The following is a 19,433-nucleotide window of genomic DNA, read 5'->3' on the forward strand; positions in this document are numbered from 1 at the left end:
CCTTCCGGTAAATAGTTCTGTAACTCTGCAAAAAAAAGTTACAATTGCGACAATTCACCCGGCGTGCCGGCGTTGAGAAGTGTATAAAGACCCAAGTTTCTGACAGTTCACTGCGTTTTCCGGAGTTAGTGTATCTGATGCCTGAACAAAAAAAACATCTTTGTGACGTGTTAATCATTGGCAGTGGTGCCGCTGGTTTGTCACTGGCATTGCAGCTGGCTGATTCAGCTCAGGTAATAGTCCTCAGTAAAGGCGCATTGCGTGAAGGGTCAACCTTGTACGCCCAAGGCGGAATCGCCGCTGTTTTTGATGAAAACGACAGCATTGCTTCTCATGTCGACGACACTCTGGTAGCCGGTGCAGGACTTTGCGAAAAAGCCGCGGTGCAGTTCACTGCAGAAAATGCCAAAACAGCGATGCAATGGCTGATTGATCAAGGCGTGCCCTTTGACCAGTACCGCGATGAAGATGGGGTGCTGAAGTACCACCTGACCCGTGAAGGCGGCCATAGCCACCGCCGCATTTTGCACGCCGCCGACGCCACTGGCCGCGCTGTGCAGATCACCTTGGTCGATCAGGTGAAAAACCACCCGAATATCCGGCTGCTGGAAAACTACAACGCGGTCGACCTGATCACCGCCCGTAAGCTGGGTGGTCACACCGAAAAATGCCACGGAGCTTATGTCTGGAACCTGCAATCTGAACAGGTGGAAGTGATAGGCGCTAAATTTATTGCACTGGCCACTGGCGGCGCCAGCAAAGTGTACCTGTACACCTCCAATCCGGATGTGGCCAGTGGCGATGGTATTGCCATGGCCTGGCGTGCCGGTTGCCGGGTGGCCAATATGGAATTTAATCAGTTCCACCCCACCAGCCTGTACCACCCGGATGCACAAAACTTTCTGATCACCGAAGCCATGCGCGGTGAAGGCGCTTATTTAAAACGGCCGGATGGCAGCCGCTTTATGCCGGATTTTGATGAACGCGCTGAGCTGGCTCCCCGGGATATCGTAGCCCGAGCCATCGACTTTGAAATGAAAAAGCTGGGAGCTCATTGTGTCTACCTGGATATCAGCCACAAGCCGAAAGACTTTATTATTGAGCATTTCCCGACCATTTACGCCAAATGCCTGAGTGTTGGCATCGATATCACCAAGCAACCTATTCCTGTGGTGCCTGCCGCCCATTACACCTGCGGTGGTGTGATGACCAATCTTAAAGGCCAGACCGATATTCCTAACCTGTTTGCGATTGGTGAAGTGGCATATACCGGCTTGCACGGCGCTAACCGGATGGCCAGTAATTCGCTGCTCGAATGCGTGGTATTTGCGCAGGCCGCTGCCCGGGAAATTAAAGCTGAATTGGCCGGTGCCAGCGAGCCACCCGAGTTACCGGTGTGGGATGACAGCCGGGTGACTGATTCAGATGAAGAAATAGTAATCACCCATAACTGGCATGAACTGCGGATGTTTATGTGGGACTACGTTGGCATAGTGCGCACCGACAAAAGGCTGGAGCGAGCTTTGCACCGGGTGGAACTGCTGCAACAGGAAATTCAGGATTACTACCGCAATTTCCGTGTCAGCCACAACTTGCTGGAACTGCGTAATCTGACGATGGTCGCGGAGCTGATTATCCGCAGTGCTATGGCCCGCAAAGAAAGTCGTGGCCTGCATTACAACCTGGACCATCCAGCATTGCTGGACGCGCCAGAACCCACAGTACTAAAGCCTTGGCTCTGAACCCCGCTGTTGCCACTGCACCGTCTGGCAAACACGGCACAAGGCTCGAAAGTCAGCGTCACTGAAATTATCTGCATAAAACCAAAGCAGGTGCGTCTGTTGCTGCTGGTTTTGCCAACGCAGCAAGACGCCAAACTGGCTGATTAAACTGCTTGGCAGAATTTGCCCGGCAGGCAGCACGTCATCGGCAAAACGCAGTTCGCCCGCTGCGCTAAGCCAGCATTGGTCAGCCACCACCGGCTGGCGCCAATGCTGTAGCAGCTGATAAAAACTGAAAAACAACGCAGGCCACAGCAGTAACCACCACCAGCCATACACAGGGTGTACGGCAAACAGCAGTAACACCAGCGCCAACTGACCGCAGCACAGCCAGCGCCGGTAGCCCGAAGGCTTGATGGCTAAGTTATACTCGAACTCGCTGTACAATCAGGTCCACCAGCGCCTGCAATTCAGGCCGGTTGGATTTGGCGTGTCCCATAAACCAGGCAAACAGGTCAGGGTCATCACAGGCCAGTAGCTGCTCAAACTCCGCCTTTTGCTGCTCTGACAAACCGTCATAGCCCTGTTCAACAAAAGGGGCCAACAGCACGTCCAGCTCCAGCATGCCGCGACGACAAGCCCAGCGTAATCGGGCCTTACTCATTAACTCTGCCATTTCATCATCCGATTCACCTGAAAACTGGCGGATTCTAACAAAAAACCCCTTCAGGGGTTGAGCTTTTGCCGATTTCGCCCAATGATCGCCAAAGAATCATTGAACTGAAGTGACCCCAATGCAAGCAAGCTGGATCAGCGCCGAACAACTGGCGGCCTTGTCGACCCAAAATTCAGGAGCCAGCCTGAGCCCTTTACCTGCCTTTGAAACACTGCGGATCAGTGGCCCTGACCAGCAAAAGTTTCTGCAAGGGCAAACCACCTGTGATCTGAATCAGTTGACCGCCGACAACTTTCTGCGCGGCGCCCATTGCGACGCCAAAGGCAAAATGTGGGCTGTGTTTCATCTAAGCCAACAGGGCGAAGAGCTGTGGTACACCGCCTTTCGGGATGAACTGCAGGCCTCGATGCTGCAGCTGAAAAAGTTTGGTGTGTTTTCCAAAATCAGTTTTGAGCTGGCGCATGACAGCCTGGCGACCCTTGGGGTCAGCGGTGCTGGTGCAGCTGAATTATTAAACCAGCTGGGCGCACCAACGCCCACCCTGGGCCAAAGCACAAGCTGGCAAGGCGGTAAAGTTCTGGCGCTGGCAGCGGAGCATTATTTAATAGTGTTACCGGTGGCGGCAGCTCAGGCACTGGCGACGCGCAACGATGTCACCTGGACAGCACCGACGGTCTGGCTGGCCCGGCATATTCAGGCGGGTTTGCCTTACCTGGAGCAGGCGGTGATCAGCGAATACGTACCACAAATGCTGAATTTACAAAGCCTGGATGCGATCAGCTTTACCAAAGGCTGCTACATAGGCCAGGAAACTGTGGCCCGGATGAAGTATCTGGGCAAAAACAAAAGAGCAGCTTTTATCCTGTCGGGCCCGAGTTCAGAAACTCCGGCCAGCGGCACCGATATTGAAGTACAATGGTCTGACAACTGGCGGCGGGTAGGCCAGGTAATTAATGCGGTGAATATTCAGGGGCAACTTTGGGTGTTGGCGGTGTTACCAAACGATCTCGACCCTGCTGATCCGCTGCGATTAGCGACTCCGGATGCATCGGCACTGCAGACAGTGCCTTTGCCCTATTCACTGACTTAACGAGGTTTTTATGAGCATTGCAGCGCACAAAGTAGTTGCTATTCATTACACAGTGGCCGACAAAAATGGCACTGAGCTGGACAGTTCAGCCGGCGGCGAACCACTGGTATTTATTCACGGCACAGGTTCTCTGATTCAAGGCCTGGAAAACGCCTTATTGGGCAAACAGGTTGGCGACAAATTCCATGTTGAAGTGCCAGCCGCTGAAGCCTACGGCGAACGCCACGACGAGCTGACTCAAGCCGTGCCTCGTGAAATGTTTAACGGCATGGATGTACAGGTTGGTATGCGTTTTCGTGCAGCAGGCCCGGACGGTCGTGAGCAATCTGTGATTGTGCTGGATGTGACTGACGACGAAGTGGTGGTTGACGGCAATCACCCATTGTCAGGCATGGATTTAACCTTCGCGGTTGAAATTGTGTTGGTTCGTGATGCCACACCAGATGAATTGGCCCATGGCCATGCCCATGGTATGGACGGCCACTCTGGCCACTAAGACAAAAAACGGAGCCGCTGGCTCCGTTTTGCTTTTTAAGGAGGAAAACATGGGACGAGTGATTGCAGTAGCTACCTTGGCACTGCTGGCGAGCGCCTGCTCCAGGCAGGAAGTGGGTGACGTCAGCCTCGGGCTTTTTACCACCAAGGATATTAAGGTCCAGAGTTTTACTGACCCTAAAATCAGTGGCGTCACCTGCCATATCAGCCATGTGGAAGCCAACCTGGACCTGGCAGACCCGTCTGATATGTCGATCGCCTGCCGTCAGACCGGGCCTATCACGGCGCCAATGATCAGTGGCATTGACCGCTCCAAAAACGGCGAGGTGATTTTCAGCACATCCAAAAGCATTCTGTTTAAGCACCTGAAAATTCGACGTATTTTTGATGCCAACAACCAGACCCTGATGTATCTGTCGTACAGCACCAAAGAAAGTACCGGCAGTTACAAACACGCGCTCAGTACAGTGCCGCTCTGGGGCACCGACGCCTGGCAGGCGCCAGTGAAAGCCCCCTAGGTTTTCACCTGAAACTCTTGTGCGCTCAGCACCCTGACTTTGTCGCCTGAGGTCAGGGTGTCACCACCCCGAATCACCACCTGCTCACCAGCTTTGATGGCTGCATCCACCGCAATCAATTTGCCAACGCCCTGACCCAGTTGCACCTGTTCTTGCCGTGCCGTTTGATCGGCGCCTACCACAAATACAAACTGGCCTTCACTTTTCACCACCAGCGCATCACGGGGCACCAGCAGCTGCTGCCGCGCCAATGCTGTGGGCACAGCAACAGACACCAGTTGCCCGACCTGAAAATGATCCAGCAACTCCGCTGGTACTTTCAACCGGGCTTCGAAGGTCTGAGAACGGCTGTCGGACACCGGGATCACAGTACGGACTTCCAGCTGCGCCTGGCCAGCACTATGAAACACCTGCAGCTGCTGCTGGCTTTGCATAAAGCCGGCATATTTCAGTGGCGCAAACACCACCACTTCGAGGTCACGCACATTGACCAGCCGCACCAGGGCGTCCGTCCGGCTGATGTCTTCGCCATATTGATGAAAACGCTGCGCCACCACACCGGCAAAAGGCGCTTTCACTGTACTGCGGTCAATTTGGTCCTGTAACTGCGCCATCTGCGCCTGCAATAACCTGAGCTCGGCCGCAGCACTGTCGCGTTCGGCGGCCACCTGGTCCAGCTGCGTCAGCGCCACACTGTTGTTTTTACTCAGCGCCAGTAATCGCTGTGCGTCTTTTTGCAACCGTTGCCACTGAATTTCCGCGCGGCTGATGCGGGCCTGCATTTCATCACCACGCAATTGCAAAGGCGTGCTGTCCAGCCGGGCTATCACTTCATCCTGTTTTACCACAGTGCCGGGTTCGGCCAGCCACAACAAGCGTCCCTCAACGCCGCTGGTGACATCGGCCTGGTAGCGGCTTTGCACCTGTGCTGACACCGTGGTCTGCGGCACCACCACCTGCTGCTCCACCAATGCCACACTGACCACTTTTTCCGGCCCTTGCTGCGCCCAAAGCGTTGGGCTGCCTAGAGTCGCCCCCCACAATCCCAGCACTACCGCTAACTTAACCCGCATGAGAAACCTCCTGTTTTGCAGCCGACCACCCTGTCAGCTGCAGGCCACTGGTGAGCCTGAGCAGTGCCGGGATCAGCACCAGACTAAAACACATACTAAACACCATGCCACCGACAATCACAGCTGCCAGTCCACGATAAATTTCAGACCCTACCCCAGGCACCAGCACTAAAGGCAGCATGCCGAAAATACTGGTCAGGGTGCTCATAAAAATAGGCCGGGCCCGGGTCAATACCGCCTGATACAAAGCCTCATCAATGCTGGCACCGCCCTGCTCTGATTGACGGCATTGGTCGACCAGCAAGATGGCATTGTTCACCACCAGCCCCAATAAAATCACAAAACCAATCATGGTCAGTAAATCCAGCGACTGGAAGCTGACCAGGTTCAGCAGGCGCAGCGCCAGCACACCACCAGCCACCGCCATCGGCATCGTCAGCACCACCAAGGCGCTGTCTTTGGCGCTACGGAACAGTGCTGCCATTAATAAGAACAGAATAAAAATCGCTACGATAAAGTTGGTGCCCATCTCCTGCATAGCACCAGCTAACCGGTCGGAGTTACCGCGAAACTGAACGGACACTCCAGCCGGTAATTCTGCCCGCAGCGGGTTTAATAGTTCTTGCTGTAGCAACTGCATGGCCTCATCCAATGGCATGGTAGCCGGGGGGGTAATTTGCAGGCTGATTGACCGCAAGCCATTGATACGCTGCAAGGACGTTGGACCTGTGGTGTAACTCAACTGACTGAGCTGACTTAAAGTCTGGCTGCCGGCAGCAGGCGTGTACAAAGGCGTCGCCGACAGTTGCTCTGGCGTATCCCAGCCTTGGCCTTTGAGGATAATGTCCATCCGCTCATTGCCGTCAAAATATTCGCCAATGTAGATACCGTCCGTCACAGCCCGCACCATATTGGCGACGGTAAACCGGTCAATGCCACTTTGCGCTATACGGTCTTCATCAGGTGATAACCTCAGCTCTGGCTGCGCCAGCGCCAGGTCCGGTACAGGTCGCACTGTGGCGCCTTGCAGCAAGGCTTCCACTTTCGGCATCACTGCGGCCGCCTGCTCCATCAGCACTGGCACATCCGGCCCCTGGAAATCCAGGTTCAGTTCACGGCCACTGCCAAAACCAAAGTTAAATAACGACCCCTGCACACTGAAGGCTCTGGTATCCGGCAAACCAACCAGAATTTCTTCCCGCAGCAGTTTGATCATGTCGTCAATGCTGTCCGGGTCGTCTACATAGACAAAGAGCACATTAAAACCGCGGTTAATCGACAGGTTATAGCCTTTAATCGACGGGTATTTTTTGTCCTGATAATAAGGCCGTAACCGCTCCACCAGCAGGTCGCCCACTTCTTGCTCCAGCACCTGCATATTGGCGCCGGGCGGCAACGAGAAACCGGAAAACACAGTATCAATAGACGCTTGTGGTAAAAAGTCAGCTTTGGGTAACAACAGCGCCACCAGCAAAGCAGCGCCGGGCACCAGCGCCAGACTCCAGGCCAAAGCTTTGCGTCGATTGCCGGTCAGCTGCATCAGCCGTTTTGCTAATACTTGCCAGAACTGAAGCTGCTCAGCTGCCGCCGCTTTTGGCTTTAACCAGTATAAAGACGCCACCGGCAACACAGTTAAAGCAACAAATAACGAGGCCGTCACCGCAACGGCCAAGGTCAACGCCAGGTCGTAAAACAGCTGGCCGGCCACCCCTTGCATAAAGAGCACTGGCAGAAAAATGGCCACTGTGGTGGCCGTCGACGCCCATAACGCGGCACTGACTTCACGACAGCCTTTTTTCACTGCCTGCAACAACGGCAGCCCCTGCTGCGACAAACGAACTATGGTTTCCTGCACAATAATGGCGGCGTCCAGCACCATACCGACCGCAAACGCCAGACCGGCCAGCGACACCACGTTCAGGGTGCGGCCACACAGTTCAAGAATCACGATGGAGGTCATCAGGGACACAGGAATAGTCAGGCCAATAAGCAGCGTCGCCTGCCAGCCGCGTAAGAACAGGTACAAAATAGCCAACGACATCGCAATACCCAGCAGCAAATTGCCATTGACCAGTTCGATGGCGCGTTTGATATGCACTGAGGCGTCAAAGCTGAGCACAATTTCAATACCCGCCGCCTGCAGTTCATGCTGGTTCAGCGAGGCGATCACTTTGTTCAGTTCATCCAGCACAGCCACCGTATTGGAGTCGGCACTGCGCTGCAGCGTGACATAAAAAGCCGGAAAGCCATTACGTTTGGTAAAGCCGCCCTGTTCGGCGTAATCCACGCTGACTTCGGCCACTTCGTGCAAATAAACAGGCCGGTCGTTTTGGTAAGTCACCACCATTTGCTGGTATTGCGACGGGTCGTACTGGCCGACAAAACGCACTGTGTATTCCCGCCGCCCCACTTCAGCAAAACCACCCGACACATTGCTGGCTCTGCTGATCCGGCTGCTTAGCTGGTCAACCGTCAGACCCAGTGCCGCCAGCCGGTAGGGGTCGAACACAATGTGCAGTTCTTTGGCTCGACGGCTGGCCAGGTCCACCTGCGACACCCCGGAAATGGCTTTGAGCCTGGGGTAAATCACATCATCAATCAGTGGCTGCAGCGCGGTAAAGTCACCATCGGCCTGCTCATCCAGTTTGCGGATCAGCAGGCTGGCGACCGGTCCAGCGCCGCTGTTAATAGTCACCACAGGCTCGGCCGCTTCACGTGGCCGTGGTGGCGCCTGATTCAGCGCGTTAATTACATTCAGCATGGCCTGCTGCATGTCCTGCCCAACGTCAAAGGTCAGAGTAATAAAGCCAAAACCGGCGCCAATAAAGCTGCTGCTTTCAATCACGCCTGGTACGCTGCGCAGTGCCGATTCCTGCGGCTCAATAATGGTGGATTCCATTTCCTCTGGTGCGGCAGCGCGCCAGCCGTTCTGGATAAAAATTTGTGGCTGTTCAATAGAAGGCAACAACTGAATGGGCAGCTTCAGCACGGCAAGCGCGCCAAACACCAACATGATCAGGCTGACCACAACGACTGCAGCCGGGCTTTTCACACTGAGCCGGGTCAAATCCATAAAAAACGCTCCAATTTCAATCTGCAAGTCAGTCTAACGGCTACACTGGTCTGTGCCATTCGGCTGGGATTAGCGGGTGTGAATACAGGGCCAGACCGGCGAAAATTTTTGGTTCAGGTAAGGTACAGCCAGGCCGCTTAGAGTAGAAAAGGACGCCATCAACATAAGGAGATGAGCCATGAAATTTCAGTTAAGCCTTGTGATTGCATTCATGCTGACCCTGACGGCCTGTGACCAGGCAACCAGTTCAGGTCAAACGGCTGGCGCAGCCCCGCCCGCCTTAGCCACAGGCGACAACAGTGAGAATGCGCTGGATTGGGCCGGCAGTTACCTGGGCGTACTGCCCTGTGCCGATTGTGAAGGTATTCGCACCACACTGGAGCTGCACCCCGACCAGACCTATCAACTGAGCCGGGTTTATCTGGGTAAAAGTGACGAACTGTTTCAAAGCACAGGTCAGTTTGAATGGGACCATCAAGGCCACAACATCCGCCTGCTCGCCGAACAGGACGGACCCAGTCAGTATCAGGTACGGGAAAACCAATTGCTGCAATTGGATATGACAGGTAAACCCATCACAGGCGACCTGGCAGGTCACTACCTGCTCAGCAAACAAAGTGCAGAATTGCAGATGCTCGCCAGCAGCTCGGATGATTCAGCTCCCAGTCTGACCGGCGTGCGCTGGCAATTGCAGGAGATGCTGGGTAACCCGCTGGATACTGAGCCGTCAAAGGCACCTTACATCGAATTTGGTACCGACGGCCGCATTAGTGGTTTTGCGGGTTGTAACCAGTTTACCGGTGGTTATGAAACTGAAGGTTTGCACCTGAGCTTCAAACCTATGGCCACCACCGAAAAAGCCTGCCTGACCGCGGAACAAGAAAGCCAGTTCCTGCAGCTGTTACAAGGCGTTGATAATTTTACGGTGAAAGATAACGAACTGGCGTTTTACAAAGCCCGCACTGCGGCATTGCTGAAGTTTACGGCGCTGGATTCATCCACCTGAATCCAGCCTAAGCCCGGCGTTAGCCGGGCTGACGTTGTAAGGCTCCAGCAGCAATCTGCTGCTGATTGAACACACCGGTATCCAGCACCCATCCCGTCACCAGCTTAGCCGGCGTCACATCAAAGGCTGGGTTGTAGACCTCAGCCGCCTCTGGTGCCCAACTGACCTGGCCAAAAGCACCAGATACACCTTTTACCTCTGACGCGTTGCGTTGTTCAATAGGAATGGCCGCACCATCCGGGCAGTTCAAATCCACCGTGGTATAAGGCGCCACCACATAAAAAGGCACCTGATGGTAATGAGCCAGCACCGCCAGACTGTAGGTGCCAATTTTGTTAGCAAAATCGCCATTGGCGGCGATGCGGTCTGAACCAACAAAAATTTTATCCACCAGCCCCTGCGCCATCAGCATGGCCGCCATATTGTCGCAAATCAGCTGGTAGGGGATTTGTTGTTGGCCCAGCTCCCAGGCCGTTAAGCGGCCGCCCTGCAGCAAAGGCCGAGTTTCGTCCACCCAGACCTGAATCGCTTTGCCCTGCCGATGCGCCTGATGAATTACACCAAAGGCAGTGCCCAGACCTACGGTGGCCAGGCCGCCGGTATTGCAATGGGTTAAAATGCGGTCGCCGCTTTGCACCAGCTCAGCGCCCAGTTCCGCCATGCGTTGGCACAAGGCAACGTCTTCGGCAAAAAGTTGGCTTGCGGCGGCAATGCAGGCACTTTGGTAATCCGGCTGTGCCAATGCGGTCAGCATCACGTCAATATTGTTCATCAGATTGACGGCGGTTGGCCGGGCCGCCCGCAGCGTGATGGCCGCCTGCTGCAGTTGCTGCTGTGCAGCGCCTGCTTCAGCCAGCACGGCCAGTAACAGACAAGCTCCAATTCCGATGGCCGGAGCGCCACGTAGCTGCAACTGTTGGATCATGCTGACCATCTGTGGCACCGACTGACAATGAACCCAGATCTCCTGTTGCGGCAGCGCCGTCTGATCCAACACATATAACTGATTTTGAATAACTTTCAGACTGGTCGCCTGCAGATCTAACATAGAACAACTCCTGCTGAGAAAGGCATTGCACTGAAAATGAGGGTTTGCGATTATGCGACCCTCTTTTGCTGAACACAAGAAACGGAGCCCTGATGTCGGACTACAAGCCCTTCAGCCCAAAGCAGGCAGCGCGTTTTGCTGATCTGCACAGTGATTTATTTGGTGATCACAGCCAACTGAAAGCCGAGGAGTTTGGTGACGGCAATCTGAACCTGGTCTTTCGGGTGAAAAACAACCGAAGCTCCAGCCTGATCGTCAAGCAGGCGCTGCCTTATGCCCGTTGTGTCGGCGAGTCCTGGCCATTGACACTGGACCGTGCCCGCATTGAAGCTCAGGTGCTGCAACAGCATGGCAAAATCTGCCCTGATCACGTGGTCGAGGTTTATCATTTTGATCAGGACCTTGCTGCAATTCTGATGGAAGATTTACATCAGTACGAAATTGCCCGCACTGCATTAATTCAGGGTAAAAGTTTTCCATTACTGGCGCAGCATATTGCCCATTACCTGGCGCAAGTGTTGTTTCATACCAGTGATTTTGTGATGACTGGGCCGGTAAAAAAGGCCCGCCAGCAGCAGTTTAGCAATCCCGAGCTTTGTCTGATCACCGAAGACTTGTTCTTCACCGACCCGTACAGCAACCACGAACGCAATAACATAAACCCGACCATTTTGCCTGAAGCACAAAAGCTCTGGCTCGACACCGAATTACAGGCTGAAGTGGCGCAGCTGAAAGCCGACTTTCTTAGCAAACCTCAGGCATTACTGCATGGCGATATGCACAGCGGCAGTATTTTCGTCAACGCCGACAGCACCAAAGTCATCGATGCCGAATTCGGCTTTTTTGGTCCTATAGGCTTTGACTGTGGCAGTTTTATCGGCAACCTGCTGCTCTGCACGCTGGCGCAAACCGGCCTGACTAAAGACCCTGCCACAGCACAAAGTCGCCAGACTTATTTGAAAGATCAAATTCAGCAGTTCTGGCAAGGCTTTGCCGCGGAATTCAGCCAACTGATGCAACAGGAAACTGCCGACACGAGTTTTCAAAACAGCCTGTACCAGCAGCGTTTTTTACAGCAAGTCTGGCAAGACAGCCTGGGTTATGCAGGTTGCGAGCTGATCCGCCGTACTGTTGGCCTGGCCCATGTGGCGGACCTGGAAAAAATTGCCGACCCGGCGCAAAAAGCCAACGCCGAAACTGCGGCGCTAACGCTGGGACGTCAGCTTATTCTGCAGCGCACCAGCCTCGGCCTGGAACAACTGCTCGACCTGATTTAACTCACCCGGACCAGCCAATTTTTGGCTGGTCTTTCTATCTTCAACTCGCCGCAAAACCGTCCAATCCTTCGATAAGTTTCACACCACAAAATCTTTCATTTGTCGGCTGTTCATTCTTTCTTTAAGGTCGGATCCATTGTCACATTCCGGTAAAACAGCGGCGAAAACAGCAATTTGAGCGACAAAATGCTATAGTAGCGCCGTGAAACGACAAAACCTGTGGTCACTCCAGGTTTTGTTTGGGTGGGCCTTTTTCACACAAAAATGCAGGACGCGTCATAACAGCTATTAAAGCCTCAACACTAAGGTATAACTTAATGAAAACATGCAAAAAGTCGGTTCTGGCTCTGGGTATTCAAGCCAGCCTGTTTGCTGCTGCCATGGGTCTTTCTCCCGCGCTGATCGCGCAGGAAAGTGACAAAGACCAGGCACAAGAAGAAGCGAAACTGGAACGTATTATGGTGACGGCGCAACGCCGGGTGCAAAGCACTCAGGAAGTGCCTATTTCTATTGCAACCTTAAGTGGCGAAAAATTCGACGCCTTGTTTTCCGGTGGCGAAGACATTCAGGCGCTGGCGAATAAGATCCCTGGTTTGTATGCCGAATCGTCCAATGGCCGTGCCGCGCCACGTTTTTACATTCGTGGTTTAGGTAATACCGACTTTGATCTGGCCGCTTCTCAGCCGGTTTCCGTCATTATGGATGACGTAGTGATGGAAAACGTGATCCTGAAAAGCTTCCCGTTGTTTGACATCGCTCAGGCTGAAGTGATCCGTGGCCCACAAGGCACACTGTTTGGCCGTAACACTACGGCTGGCATGGTGAAATTCACCACCGCCCGTCCTACTCAGGATTTCGAAGCTTATACCAAACTGGGCGTAGGCAACCTGGGCACGCTGAATTTCGAAGGCGCAGCCAGTGGCGGTTTAACCGACGAAATCTCAGCACGTTTATCTGTGATGAGCCAGAACCGTGACGACTACATCGACAACGGTTTTACCGGCGAAAAAGACTTCACCGGTGGTCATGAAGAAAAAGCCGCCCGTCTGCAACTGCAGTACGAATCTGGTGATTTCAAGGCCTTGTTAAACGTGCATGGCCGCGACCTGAACGGTACTTCATCTATTTTCCGCCGTAACGTGCTGACCAAAGGCAGCAATGAGCTGAATGAAAACTATGACCGCGATACTGTGTATTACGATGGTGGTGAAGGCAACTACCAGAAGTATGAGAACAATGGTGGTTCTTTAACGCTGGAATACGCCTTTAACGGCATGACATTAACCTCAGTAACCGCACAGGAAAATGCGGATGGCGGCGGTATCGGTGATATCGATGGCGGCAATACCGCAGGCCCAGGCCAAAGCGTGGTGGACCCCGCCGTGACAGAAGACCAGTTAAATGACCTGAAACAATTTACTCAGGAAATTCGCTTAGCCAGCGACACCGACGGCCCAATGAACTGGCAGGTCGGGGCGTTTTACTTTGACTCCAGCTTTGGCGTCACCAGTATTGACGGCTTTTTCGGTGCCACTTCTGTGTACCATGAAAACAAAAGCTGGGCTGTGTTTGGCCAAACCACTTATGACCTGAACGATCGCTGGGATGTCACCGCAGGTATCCGTTACACCTACGATGAAAAAGATTTCTGGGTGGGTCAGCAGAACGTTGACGGCTTTGCCTTAGTAATTGGCGCTGCCTCTATCCAGGATTATGATCCAATCAATGTAGATGACGATCAGGTCAGCTGGGAATTAGCGACCAACTACCGTCTGACGGATACAACCAGTGTCTATGCACGTATCGCCGAAGGTTTCCGCGCCCAGTCAATTCAGGGCCGTGACGTGGCCTTTGAAAAACCGGCTTCGGTTGCCGACTCAGAAACCATTACCTCATTTGAAGTGGGTGCCAAGTCCGACTTACTGGACGACTCATTACGTCTGAACGGAGCCTTGTTCTATTACACCATTGACGATATTCAGTTATCTGCCATTGGTGGTGAAACTCAGGGTAATCAGCTGATCAACGCCGACAAAGGCGTGGGTTACGGTTTTGAACTGGACGCGGAATGGCGTGTCACCAAGAACCTGGTGCTTGGTGGTGGCTTCAGCTACAACAAGACTGAACTGAAAGATGCCGACCTGCTGGTAGCACCTTGTGGCTCAGACATGTGTACGCCAACAGATCCAGCCTCTGATGACTTAGTGCTGATTGACGGTAATCCTTTCCCGCAAGCACCAGAAACCATTGCAACAGTGAACGCCCGTTATGATATTCCGGTACCAAGCGGTGAAATCTACGTCTACACCGATGTGGCTTATCAGGGCAAAACCAATCTGTTCCTGTATGAATCCGAAGAGTTCTACACAGATGGTAACTACGAAGCAGGCCTGCGCATTGGTTACCTCAATACCAATTTCGACTACGAAGTGGCACTGTTTGGTCGCAACATTACCAACCAGGACAACCTGAAAGGTGCAATCGACTTCGCGAACCTGACTGGTTTCGTCAATGAACCACGCATTTACGGTATTGAGTTTAAGAAAAGCTTTTATTAATGAGTAACGGCTAAACAAAAGGGGCCTGTCTGTGACAGGCCCCTTTTTTATTCTAAGTTCAGTGGCTAACCTGAATTGCGCATACCGGCCGCAATACCGGCAATAGTCACCATCAGGGCCCGTTTAATACTGTCGTTGACGGTTTCAGGTGCATGCCGCACCCTGTCCAGCAGTTCTACCTGCAAAATATGCAACGGGTCGACATAGGTATTACGCAGCATAATGGATTCACGTATCCAGGCTTCGTTTGCCATCAACGTGTCGCTGTGGATCAACTGTAGCAGCAGGTTTTTGTCGGCTTCCAGCTGCGAGCGCAATTGCAGGCCTAAGGGCAACAAGGCTTCAGGCACCAGTTTCTCATCGTAATAGGCGGCAATTTCCGGGTCCGCTTTTAAATAGACCATTTCCAGCATCGACAAGCGGGTGGCGAAAAACGGCCATTGCGCCCGCATCTGCTGCAGCACCTCGGTTTTCCCGGCGTCGACCACCGCGGCCAGTGCACTGCCAGCACCCAGCCAGGCTGGCAACATCAGACGGTTCTGCGACCAGGCAAAGATCCAGGGAATAGCCCGTAAGCTCTCTACGCCCCCATTCGGGTTACGCTTCGGTGGGCGACTGCCCAGCGGTAACTGGCCTAATTCCAGCTCTGGAGTAGCAGCACGGAAATAAGGCACGAAATCAGGGTGTTGCCGTACAATGGCACGGTAAGCCTGGCAGGAAATATCCGACAGCTGCTGCATCAGCTCGCGCCAGCTTTGCTGCGGTACCGGCGGAGGTAACAATAGCCCTTCCAGCACGGCGCTGGCGTAAAGCGCCAGACTGCGCTGAGCCAGACCGCTTAAACCGAACTTAAAGCGGATCATCTCCCCTTGCTCTGTGACCCGCAGGCCACCCACCAAAGAACCTGGCGGCTGCGACAAAATGGCCGCATGAGCCGGGCCGCCGCCGCGGCCGATCGTACCGCCACGGCCATGGAACAGGGTCAGCTGTACCTGAGCTTCCTGGCAAATCTGTACCAGAGCTTCCTGCGCGCTGTACTGCGCCCAGGCGGCGGCAAAAGCGCCAGCGTCTTTAGCCGAATCGGAATAGCCGATCATCACTTCCTGTTTGCCCTGAATGTAACCACGGTACCAGTCTATGGCCAGCAGCTTACGGATACAGTCCGGTGCGTTGGTCAGGTCAGCCAGAGTTTCAAACAACGGAGCCACCCGCATCGGGAAGCTGATGCCGGCTTCTTTCAGTAGTAGCTGCACTGCCAGCACATCGGACGGCTTACCAGCCATCGAAATCACATAAGTAGACAGTGCTTCTGGGCCATGCCGGGCCACGATATCGCAGGTATCCAGCACCTCTTTAACTTCCGGGCTCGGCTGCCAGTTGCGCGGGAATAACGGGCGTTTGCTGGCCAGCTCATTGAGCAGAAACGCCTGACGGCTGCTTTCATCCCAATCGGCGTAATCGCCAATGCCAAGATAACGGGTAAATTCGCTGAACACCTGGGTATGGCGGCCCGATTCCTGCCGCACATCCAGTTTTAACAAGGTCAGGCCAAAGGCATAAGCGCGACGTATGGTGTCACGCAGCAAGCCATTGGCAATCACCTGCATTTTGCAGTCAAGCAAGGACTGATAACACAGCAGCAGCGGATCCAGCAGTTGCTGGTTGTCCCAGATTAAGTCATCCGGACGCTGCAGCCGGTCGTGTTTCAGCGCTTCGCTGAGCCAGTCGCGGGTATGGATCAGTTGTTGCCGCACATCTTTAAGCAAGCGGCGGTACGGCTCAGAGTCGTCACCTACCTGGGCGCGCAAAGCCGCATTGGCCTGGCTCATCGACAACTCATTGGCGAGGATGTCCAAATCGCGGCTGAATAAATCTGCGGCTTTCCAACGGCTGAGTAATAACACTTGTCGGGTCACTTTCGCCGTGACAAAAGGGTTACCGTCGCGGTCACCGCCCATCCAGGATGAAAAACGCACAGGCGCCGCATCCAGCGGCAAACCATGGCCGAGCACAGGTTGCAGCTCCTGCTCCAGTTCGCGGATAAAAGCCGGTACCGCTTGCCATAACGAGGTTTCGATTACGGCAAAACCGGACTTGGCTTCGTCCACCGGCGTCGGGCGTTGCTCGCGGATTTCGTTGGTATGCCAGGCCTGGGTAATAAGTTCCGACAAACGGGTTTCCACTGCCTGACGTTCAGCAGGCAATAAATCCTGCTCCAGTTGCGCCAGCGCCCCAGCAATTTCGGTCAGTTTATGGATCAGGGTACGACGGGTCACTTCGGTCGGGTGCGCAGTCAGCACCAGCTCAATCGACAGGTCTTTCACTGCCGCTTCGATTTTGGCTTTGTCGACTTGCTGCTGTTGCAACAAGCCAAGCAGTTCCTGAATAGGCTGCGGCTTTTCGATGGTCAACCGGCCAGCTCTGCTGATGGTGTGGTGTTGTTCAGCCAGGTTCGCCAGATTAAGAAACTGAGCAAAAGCCCGGGCCACCGGCAGAATTTCTTCATCGGTCAGATTCGCCAGTATTTGTTTCAGCTGCTGATCCTGCAACTGAGTGCCCTGGCGGGCCTGTTTCGCTAACGCTCTAATTTGCTCGATTCGCTCCAGAACCGAATCACCCAGCTGATTGCGGATGGTGTCACCCAGCTGGGTGCCCAACAAACCGACATTTGCCCTCAAGGCAGCATATTCCGACATATCCCACTCTCCTCGTTCCACTGCCTGTCGTGATTTTTTGTGCTTTTCTGCGTTGTTATCTCAACCCTAACTGGGAAAATAAAAGTACTCAACACTGATAGATTACAAAATCGCCAACAAAATGGAAGTTTAGAAGTCTGGAAATCCGAAAATAATTTTACGGCAGTGCGGTTAGTTGCATGCTGCCCAGCTGCTGATAGTCAATCTGCACTGGGGTTGCCGCCGGAACAGACCAGACACCGGCATAAGAACCGGTGATCACCGCCTGGCCTTGAAACAAGCCAATTCCAAGCTGCGACAACTGATTGACCAGCCAGTACAGCGGGGCTTTGGCATCTGCATTTGGGTGTTTGCCAACAAACTGCTGTGGCGCCTGGCCTTCAACTCTGAGGGTCAACACCACTTCGGCCGGTGAGGCTGTCACTTCCGGGCCTAAATACAGCCCTTGGTTAAACAAGCCTGCGGCCAGGTTATCCAGAAACTCCGCGCCAGCATCACTGGCATAAGGCCGGATAATCAGCTCCAGTGCCAGCTGCACTTTGCCAATAGCGGCATCAATCTCTTGTTCGCTGTAAGGCTCATCCCGCGCTGGCAAATCCTGCCCCAGCACAAAGGCAAATTCAGGTTCAATGCTGTAATCGCTGGCTGGCCATTCAAAGCTGCACTTCGGCCCTTTTTGCAAACGGCCAATAGGTGCCATCACCCAGCCTTTTTCGGACGGTAAACCCGCCTTCCAGCCCCAGACCGGCTGCTTAAGTTGTTGCAGCAACTCCTGTTGAATCAACACAGCGTCCAATGACGTGCCGGGCCGTAAGTCGTCGGTTAGCAGTGGGGCTTGTTGCTGGTTTTTACGGTAATTGGCCAGAACGGCAGCGGCCTGCTGCGTTAAGGTTGGGTGTGGCTGCGACATAGCTAGGTACTCACTCACTGCGGGATGGTCTGAAATTAAACGGTAATTTGTCGGAAAAGTCACTCTCGTTTCGTCGGCAAGCTTGTGGTCACCAAATGACTATCGCCATGATTGACAATATCAGGCCAGCCCATTATTTTGGCTGCCATTGCGGGTGTCGTATAATGGTAATACCCCAGCTTCCCAAGCTGGTGCCGTGGGTTCGATTCCCATCACCCGCTCCAGTTTTGTGTCTCACAGGCGCCAGGCCTGGACCCAGACAGAAAAAAAGCGCCTGAAGGCGCTTTTTTGCATCTTACATCTGCGATTGCAGGTAGTTGGGTAAGCCAATCAGCTTAACCAGTCGCAGTTGCTGCTCCAGCCAATGGGCATGGTCGTTTTCGGTATCGTCCAACAAGGTCATCAGCATATCGCGGGTGACATAATCCTGCTGCTGCTCACACAGGGCTATAGTCTTTTTCAGCAACGCACCTACTGTGTATTCGACGTTTAAATCATTTTGCAGCATGCCAGGTACATCCTGACCAACCTGCAACGGGTCTCGTTTGGTCAGGTCTGGCGTGCCTTCTAAAAACAGAATGCGTTCAATCAAGGCGGACGCATGGGCTTTTTCGTCCGTCACTTCGTGATCAATGCGCTCAAACAGCTTATTCAGGCCCCAGTCGTGGTACATACGGGAATGAATAAAGTACTGGTCCATCGCAGTCAGTTCGTTGGCTAACAGCTCGTTTAACGCAGCGATGATTTGTGGTTGGCCTTTCATCTTAATCTCCTGACCCAATTTGAGTTTGCAGGTAGTTTTCCAGGCCTACCAGTTGAATTTGTTGCTGCTGGGTGTCAATCCAGTCGACGTGTTCTTCTTCATACTCCAGAATTTCCTGCAGCAGTTCACGGCTGACATAATCCTGCTGTTGCTCACACAGCTTGATGGCGTCACGCAGTAAAGGCAACTGGTCGTTCTGAAACGCCAGGTCACACTGCAACATTTCTTCGGTGTCTTCACCAATACGCAACTTGCCAAGCGCCTGCAGGTTGGGTAGGCCTTCCAGGAACAGGATACGTTCGATCAGTTCGTCGGCCTGCTTCATGTCTTTGATCGACTTCTTGTAACAGACGTTGTTTAACTGAGCCAAACCCCAGTTTTTATAGATACGGGCATGCAAAAAGTACTGGTTAATGGACGTCAGTTCACTGGTCAGTACTTCGTTCAGTTTGGCAAGCACCAAAGGTTGGCCTTTCATCACAGGATCCTGAGTTTCAATTAATTGCAGCAATTTTAGCCTGAATCAAAA

General features: G+C 53.5%; 16 protein-coding genes and 1 tRNA gene. 8 read left to right on the forward strand and 9 right to left on the reverse strand.

Annotated features, from left to right (window positions below):
* The first annotated feature begins 137 nt into the window (after positions 1-137).
* A complete protein-coding gene (nadB, locus tag ACFO3I_RS01515) occupies positions 138-1,742 on the forward strand; it encodes an L-aspartate oxidase (RefSeq protein ID WP_377331173.1) in 1,605 nt (534 codons plus the stop codon).
* On the opposite strand, the gene ACFO3I_RS01520 is transcribed toward nadB, so the two are convergent.
* On the reverse strand, positions 1,725-2,168 hold the full coding sequence (locus ACFO3I_RS01520) for a protein YgfX (protein ID WP_377331175.1): 444 nt from the start codon (positions 2,166-2,168) through the stop codon (positions 1,725-1,727). The two genes, nadB and ACFO3I_RS01520, sit on opposite strands and share 18 nt — an antisense overlap.
* Positions 2,146-2,385, reverse strand: coding sequence for an FAD assembly factor SdhE (locus tag ACFO3I_RS01525; protein ID WP_377331177.1), 240 nt, complete (start codon positions 2,383-2,385; stop codon positions 2,146-2,148). Before ACFO3I_RS01525 ends, ACFO3I_RS01520 begins: the two co-directional genes overlap by 23 nt.
* A 130-nt stretch (positions 2,386-2,515) precedes the next feature.
* On the opposite strand from ACFO3I_RS01525, the gene ygfZ reads away from it, so the two are divergent.
* Genes ygfZ through ACFO3I_RS01540 form a run of 3 tightly spaced genes read left to right on the forward strand, consistent with a single transcriptional unit; the run spans position 2,516 to position 4,500 of the window.
* Positions 2,516-3,487 carry a tRNA-modifying protein YgfZ gene (ygfZ, locus tag ACFO3I_RS01530; protein ID WP_377331179.1) on the forward strand — a complete coding sequence of 324 codons (972 nt, stop codon included), beginning with the start codon at positions 2,516-2,518 and terminating at the stop codon, positions 3,485-3,487.
* A gap of 10 nt (positions 3,488-3,497) precedes the next feature.
* A complete protein-coding gene (locus ACFO3I_RS01535; protein ID WP_377331180.1) occupies positions 3,498-3,983 on the forward strand; it encodes an FKBP-type peptidyl-prolyl cis-trans isomerase in 486 nt (161 codons plus the stop codon).
* A gap of 49 nt (positions 3,984-4,032) precedes the next feature.
* Positions 4,033-4,500 carry a CreA family protein gene (locus tag ACFO3I_RS01540; RefSeq protein WP_377331182.1) on the forward strand — a complete coding sequence of 156 codons (468 nt, stop codon included), beginning with the start codon at positions 4,033-4,035 and terminating at the stop codon, positions 4,498-4,500.
* Here ACFO3I_RS01540 and ACFO3I_RS01545 read toward each other — a convergent pair.
* Together ACFO3I_RS01545 and ACFO3I_RS01550 are read right to left on the reverse strand one after the other, a co-directional pair.
* Positions 4,497-5,573, reverse strand: a complete 1,077-nt coding sequence (locus tag ACFO3I_RS01545) for an efflux RND transporter periplasmic adaptor subunit (protein WP_377331184.1) — start codon at positions 5,571-5,573, stop codon at positions 4,497-4,499. The two genes, ACFO3I_RS01540 and ACFO3I_RS01545, sit on opposite strands and share 4 nt — an antisense overlap.
* A complete protein-coding gene (locus ACFO3I_RS01550) occupies positions 5,563-8,646 on the reverse strand; it encodes an efflux RND transporter permease subunit (RefSeq protein ID WP_377331186.1) in 3,084 nt (1,027 codons plus the stop codon). The genes ACFO3I_RS01545 and ACFO3I_RS01550 overlap by 11 nt, the downstream gene beginning before the upstream one ends.
* Before the next feature lie 178 nt (positions 8,647-8,824).
* Between ACFO3I_RS01550 and ACFO3I_RS01555 the strand changes: the two genes are divergently transcribed.
* On the forward strand, positions 8,825-9,652 hold the full coding sequence (locus ACFO3I_RS01555; RefSeq protein ID WP_377331187.1) for a copper resistance protein NlpE N-terminal domain-containing protein: 828 nt from the start codon (positions 8,825-8,827) through the stop codon (positions 9,650-9,652).
* A gap of 19 nt (positions 9,653-9,671) precedes the next feature.
* Here ACFO3I_RS01555 and mtnA read toward each other — a convergent pair whose 3' ends face one another.
* On the reverse strand, positions 9,672-10,700 hold the full coding sequence (gene mtnA / locus ACFO3I_RS01560) for an S-methyl-5-thioribose-1-phosphate isomerase (RefSeq protein WP_377331189.1): 1,029 nt from the start codon (positions 10,698-10,700) through the stop codon (positions 9,672-9,674).
* Positions 10,701-10,792: 92 nt separating this feature from the next.
* On the opposite strand from mtnA, the gene mtnK reads away from it, so the two are divergent.
* A complete protein-coding gene (gene mtnK, locus ACFO3I_RS01565) occupies positions 10,793-11,977 on the forward strand; it encodes an S-methyl-5-thioribose kinase (RefSeq protein WP_377331191.1) in 1,185 nt (394 codons plus the stop codon).
* Positions 11,978-12,294: 317 nt separating this feature from the next.
* A complete protein-coding gene (locus ACFO3I_RS01570; protein ID WP_377331193.1) occupies positions 12,295-14,535 on the forward strand; it encodes a TonB-dependent receptor in 2,241 nt (746 codons plus the stop codon).
* A gap of 65 nt (positions 14,536-14,600) precedes the next feature.
* Here the strand turns inward: ACFO3I_RS01570 and ppc are convergent, their stop codons facing one another.
* Together ppc and ACFO3I_RS01580 are read right to left on the reverse strand one after the other, a co-directional pair.
* Positions 14,601-17,231, reverse strand: coding sequence for a phosphoenolpyruvate carboxylase (gene ppc / locus ACFO3I_RS01575; protein WP_377331194.1), 2,631 nt, complete (start codon positions 17,229-17,231; stop codon positions 14,601-14,603).
* 157 nt (positions 17,232-17,388) lie between these two features.
* Positions 17,389-18,141, reverse strand: a complete 753-nt coding sequence (locus ACFO3I_RS01580; RefSeq protein ID WP_377331196.1) for a fumarylacetoacetate hydrolase family protein — start codon at positions 18,139-18,141, stop codon at positions 17,389-17,391.
* 150 nt (positions 18,142-18,291) lie between these two features.
* Here ACFO3I_RS01580 and ACFO3I_RS01585 point away from each other — a divergent pair.
* Positions 18,292-18,365 (forward strand) — tRNA-Gly (locus ACFO3I_RS01585).
* A gap of 71 nt (positions 18,366-18,436) precedes the next feature.
* On the opposite strand, the gene bfr (ACFO3I_RS01590) is transcribed toward ACFO3I_RS01585, so the two are convergent.
* On the reverse strand, positions 18,437-18,904 hold the full coding sequence (bfr, locus tag ACFO3I_RS01590; protein ID WP_377331197.1) for a bacterioferritin: 468 nt from the start codon (positions 18,902-18,904) through the stop codon (positions 18,437-18,439).
* Position 18,905: 1 nt separating this feature from the next.
* On the reverse strand, positions 18,906-19,382 hold the full coding sequence (bfr, locus tag ACFO3I_RS01595; protein ID WP_377331199.1) for a bacterioferritin: 477 nt from the start codon (positions 19,380-19,382) through the stop codon (positions 18,906-18,908).
* Between the last annotated feature and the right edge of the window lie 51 nt (positions 19,383-19,433).

Origin of the sequence: Rheinheimera marina, assembly GCF_042654345.1 — a bacterium.
Taxonomy (GTDB): Bacteria; Pseudomonadota; Gammaproteobacteria; order Enterobacterales; family Alteromonadaceae; genus Pararheinheimera; species Pararheinheimera marina.

Bases quoted from the DNA above. Each gene is read 5' to 3' on its own strand.
- nadB (WP_377331173.1), top strand. From the start codon at position 138: ATGCCTGAACAAAAAAAACATCTTTGTGACGTGTTAATCATTGGCAGT.
- ACFO3I_RS01525 (WP_377331177.1), bottom strand. From the start codon at position 2,385: ATGAGTAAGGCCCGATTACGCTGGGCTTGTCGTCGCGGCATGCTGGAG.
- ygfZ (WP_377331179.1), top strand. From the start codon at position 2,516: ATGCAAGCAAGCTGGATCAGCGCCGAACAACTGGCGGCCTTGTCGACC.
- ACFO3I_RS01535 (WP_377331180.1), top strand. From the start codon at position 3,498: ATGAGCATTGCAGCGCACAAAGTAGTTGCTATTCATTACACAGTGGCC.
- ACFO3I_RS01540 (WP_377331182.1), top strand. From the start codon at position 4,033: ATGGGACGAGTGATTGCAGTAGCTACCTTGGCACTGCTGGCGAGCGCC.
- ACFO3I_RS01545 (WP_377331184.1), bottom strand. From the start codon at position 5,573: ATGCGGGTTAAGTTAGCGGTAGTGCTGGGATTGTGGGGGGCGACTCTA.
- ACFO3I_RS01550 (WP_377331186.1), bottom strand. From the start codon at position 8,646: ATGGATTTGACCCGGCTCAGTGTGAAAAGCCCGGCTGCAGTCGTTGTG.
- ACFO3I_RS01555 (WP_377331187.1), top strand. From the start codon at position 8,825: ATGAAATTTCAGTTAAGCCTTGTGATTGCATTCATGCTGACCCTGACG.
- mtnA (WP_377331189.1), bottom strand. From the start codon at position 10,700: ATGTTAGATCTGCAGGCGACCAGTCTGAAAGTTATTCAAAATCAGTTA.
- mtnK (WP_377331191.1), top strand. From the start codon at position 10,793: ATGTCGGACTACAAGCCCTTCAGCCCAAAGCAGGCAGCGCGTTTTGCT.
- ACFO3I_RS01570 (WP_377331193.1), top strand. From the start codon at position 12,295: ATGAAAACATGCAAAAAGTCGGTTCTGGCTCTGGGTATTCAAGCCAGC.
- ppc (WP_377331194.1), bottom strand. From the start codon at position 17,231: ATGTCGGAATATGCTGCCTTGAGGGCAAATGTCGGTTTGTTGGGCACC.
- ACFO3I_RS01580 (WP_377331196.1), bottom strand. From the start codon at position 18,141: ATGTCGCAGCCACACCCAACCTTAACGCAGCAGGCCGCTGCCGTTCTG.
- bfr (WP_377331197.1), bottom strand. From the start codon at position 18,904: ATGAAAGGCCAACCACAAATCATCGCTGCGTTAAACGAGCTGTTAGCC.
- bfr (WP_377331199.1), bottom strand. From the start codon at position 19,382: ATGAAAGGCCAACCTTTGGTGCTTGCCAAACTGAACGAAGTACTGACC.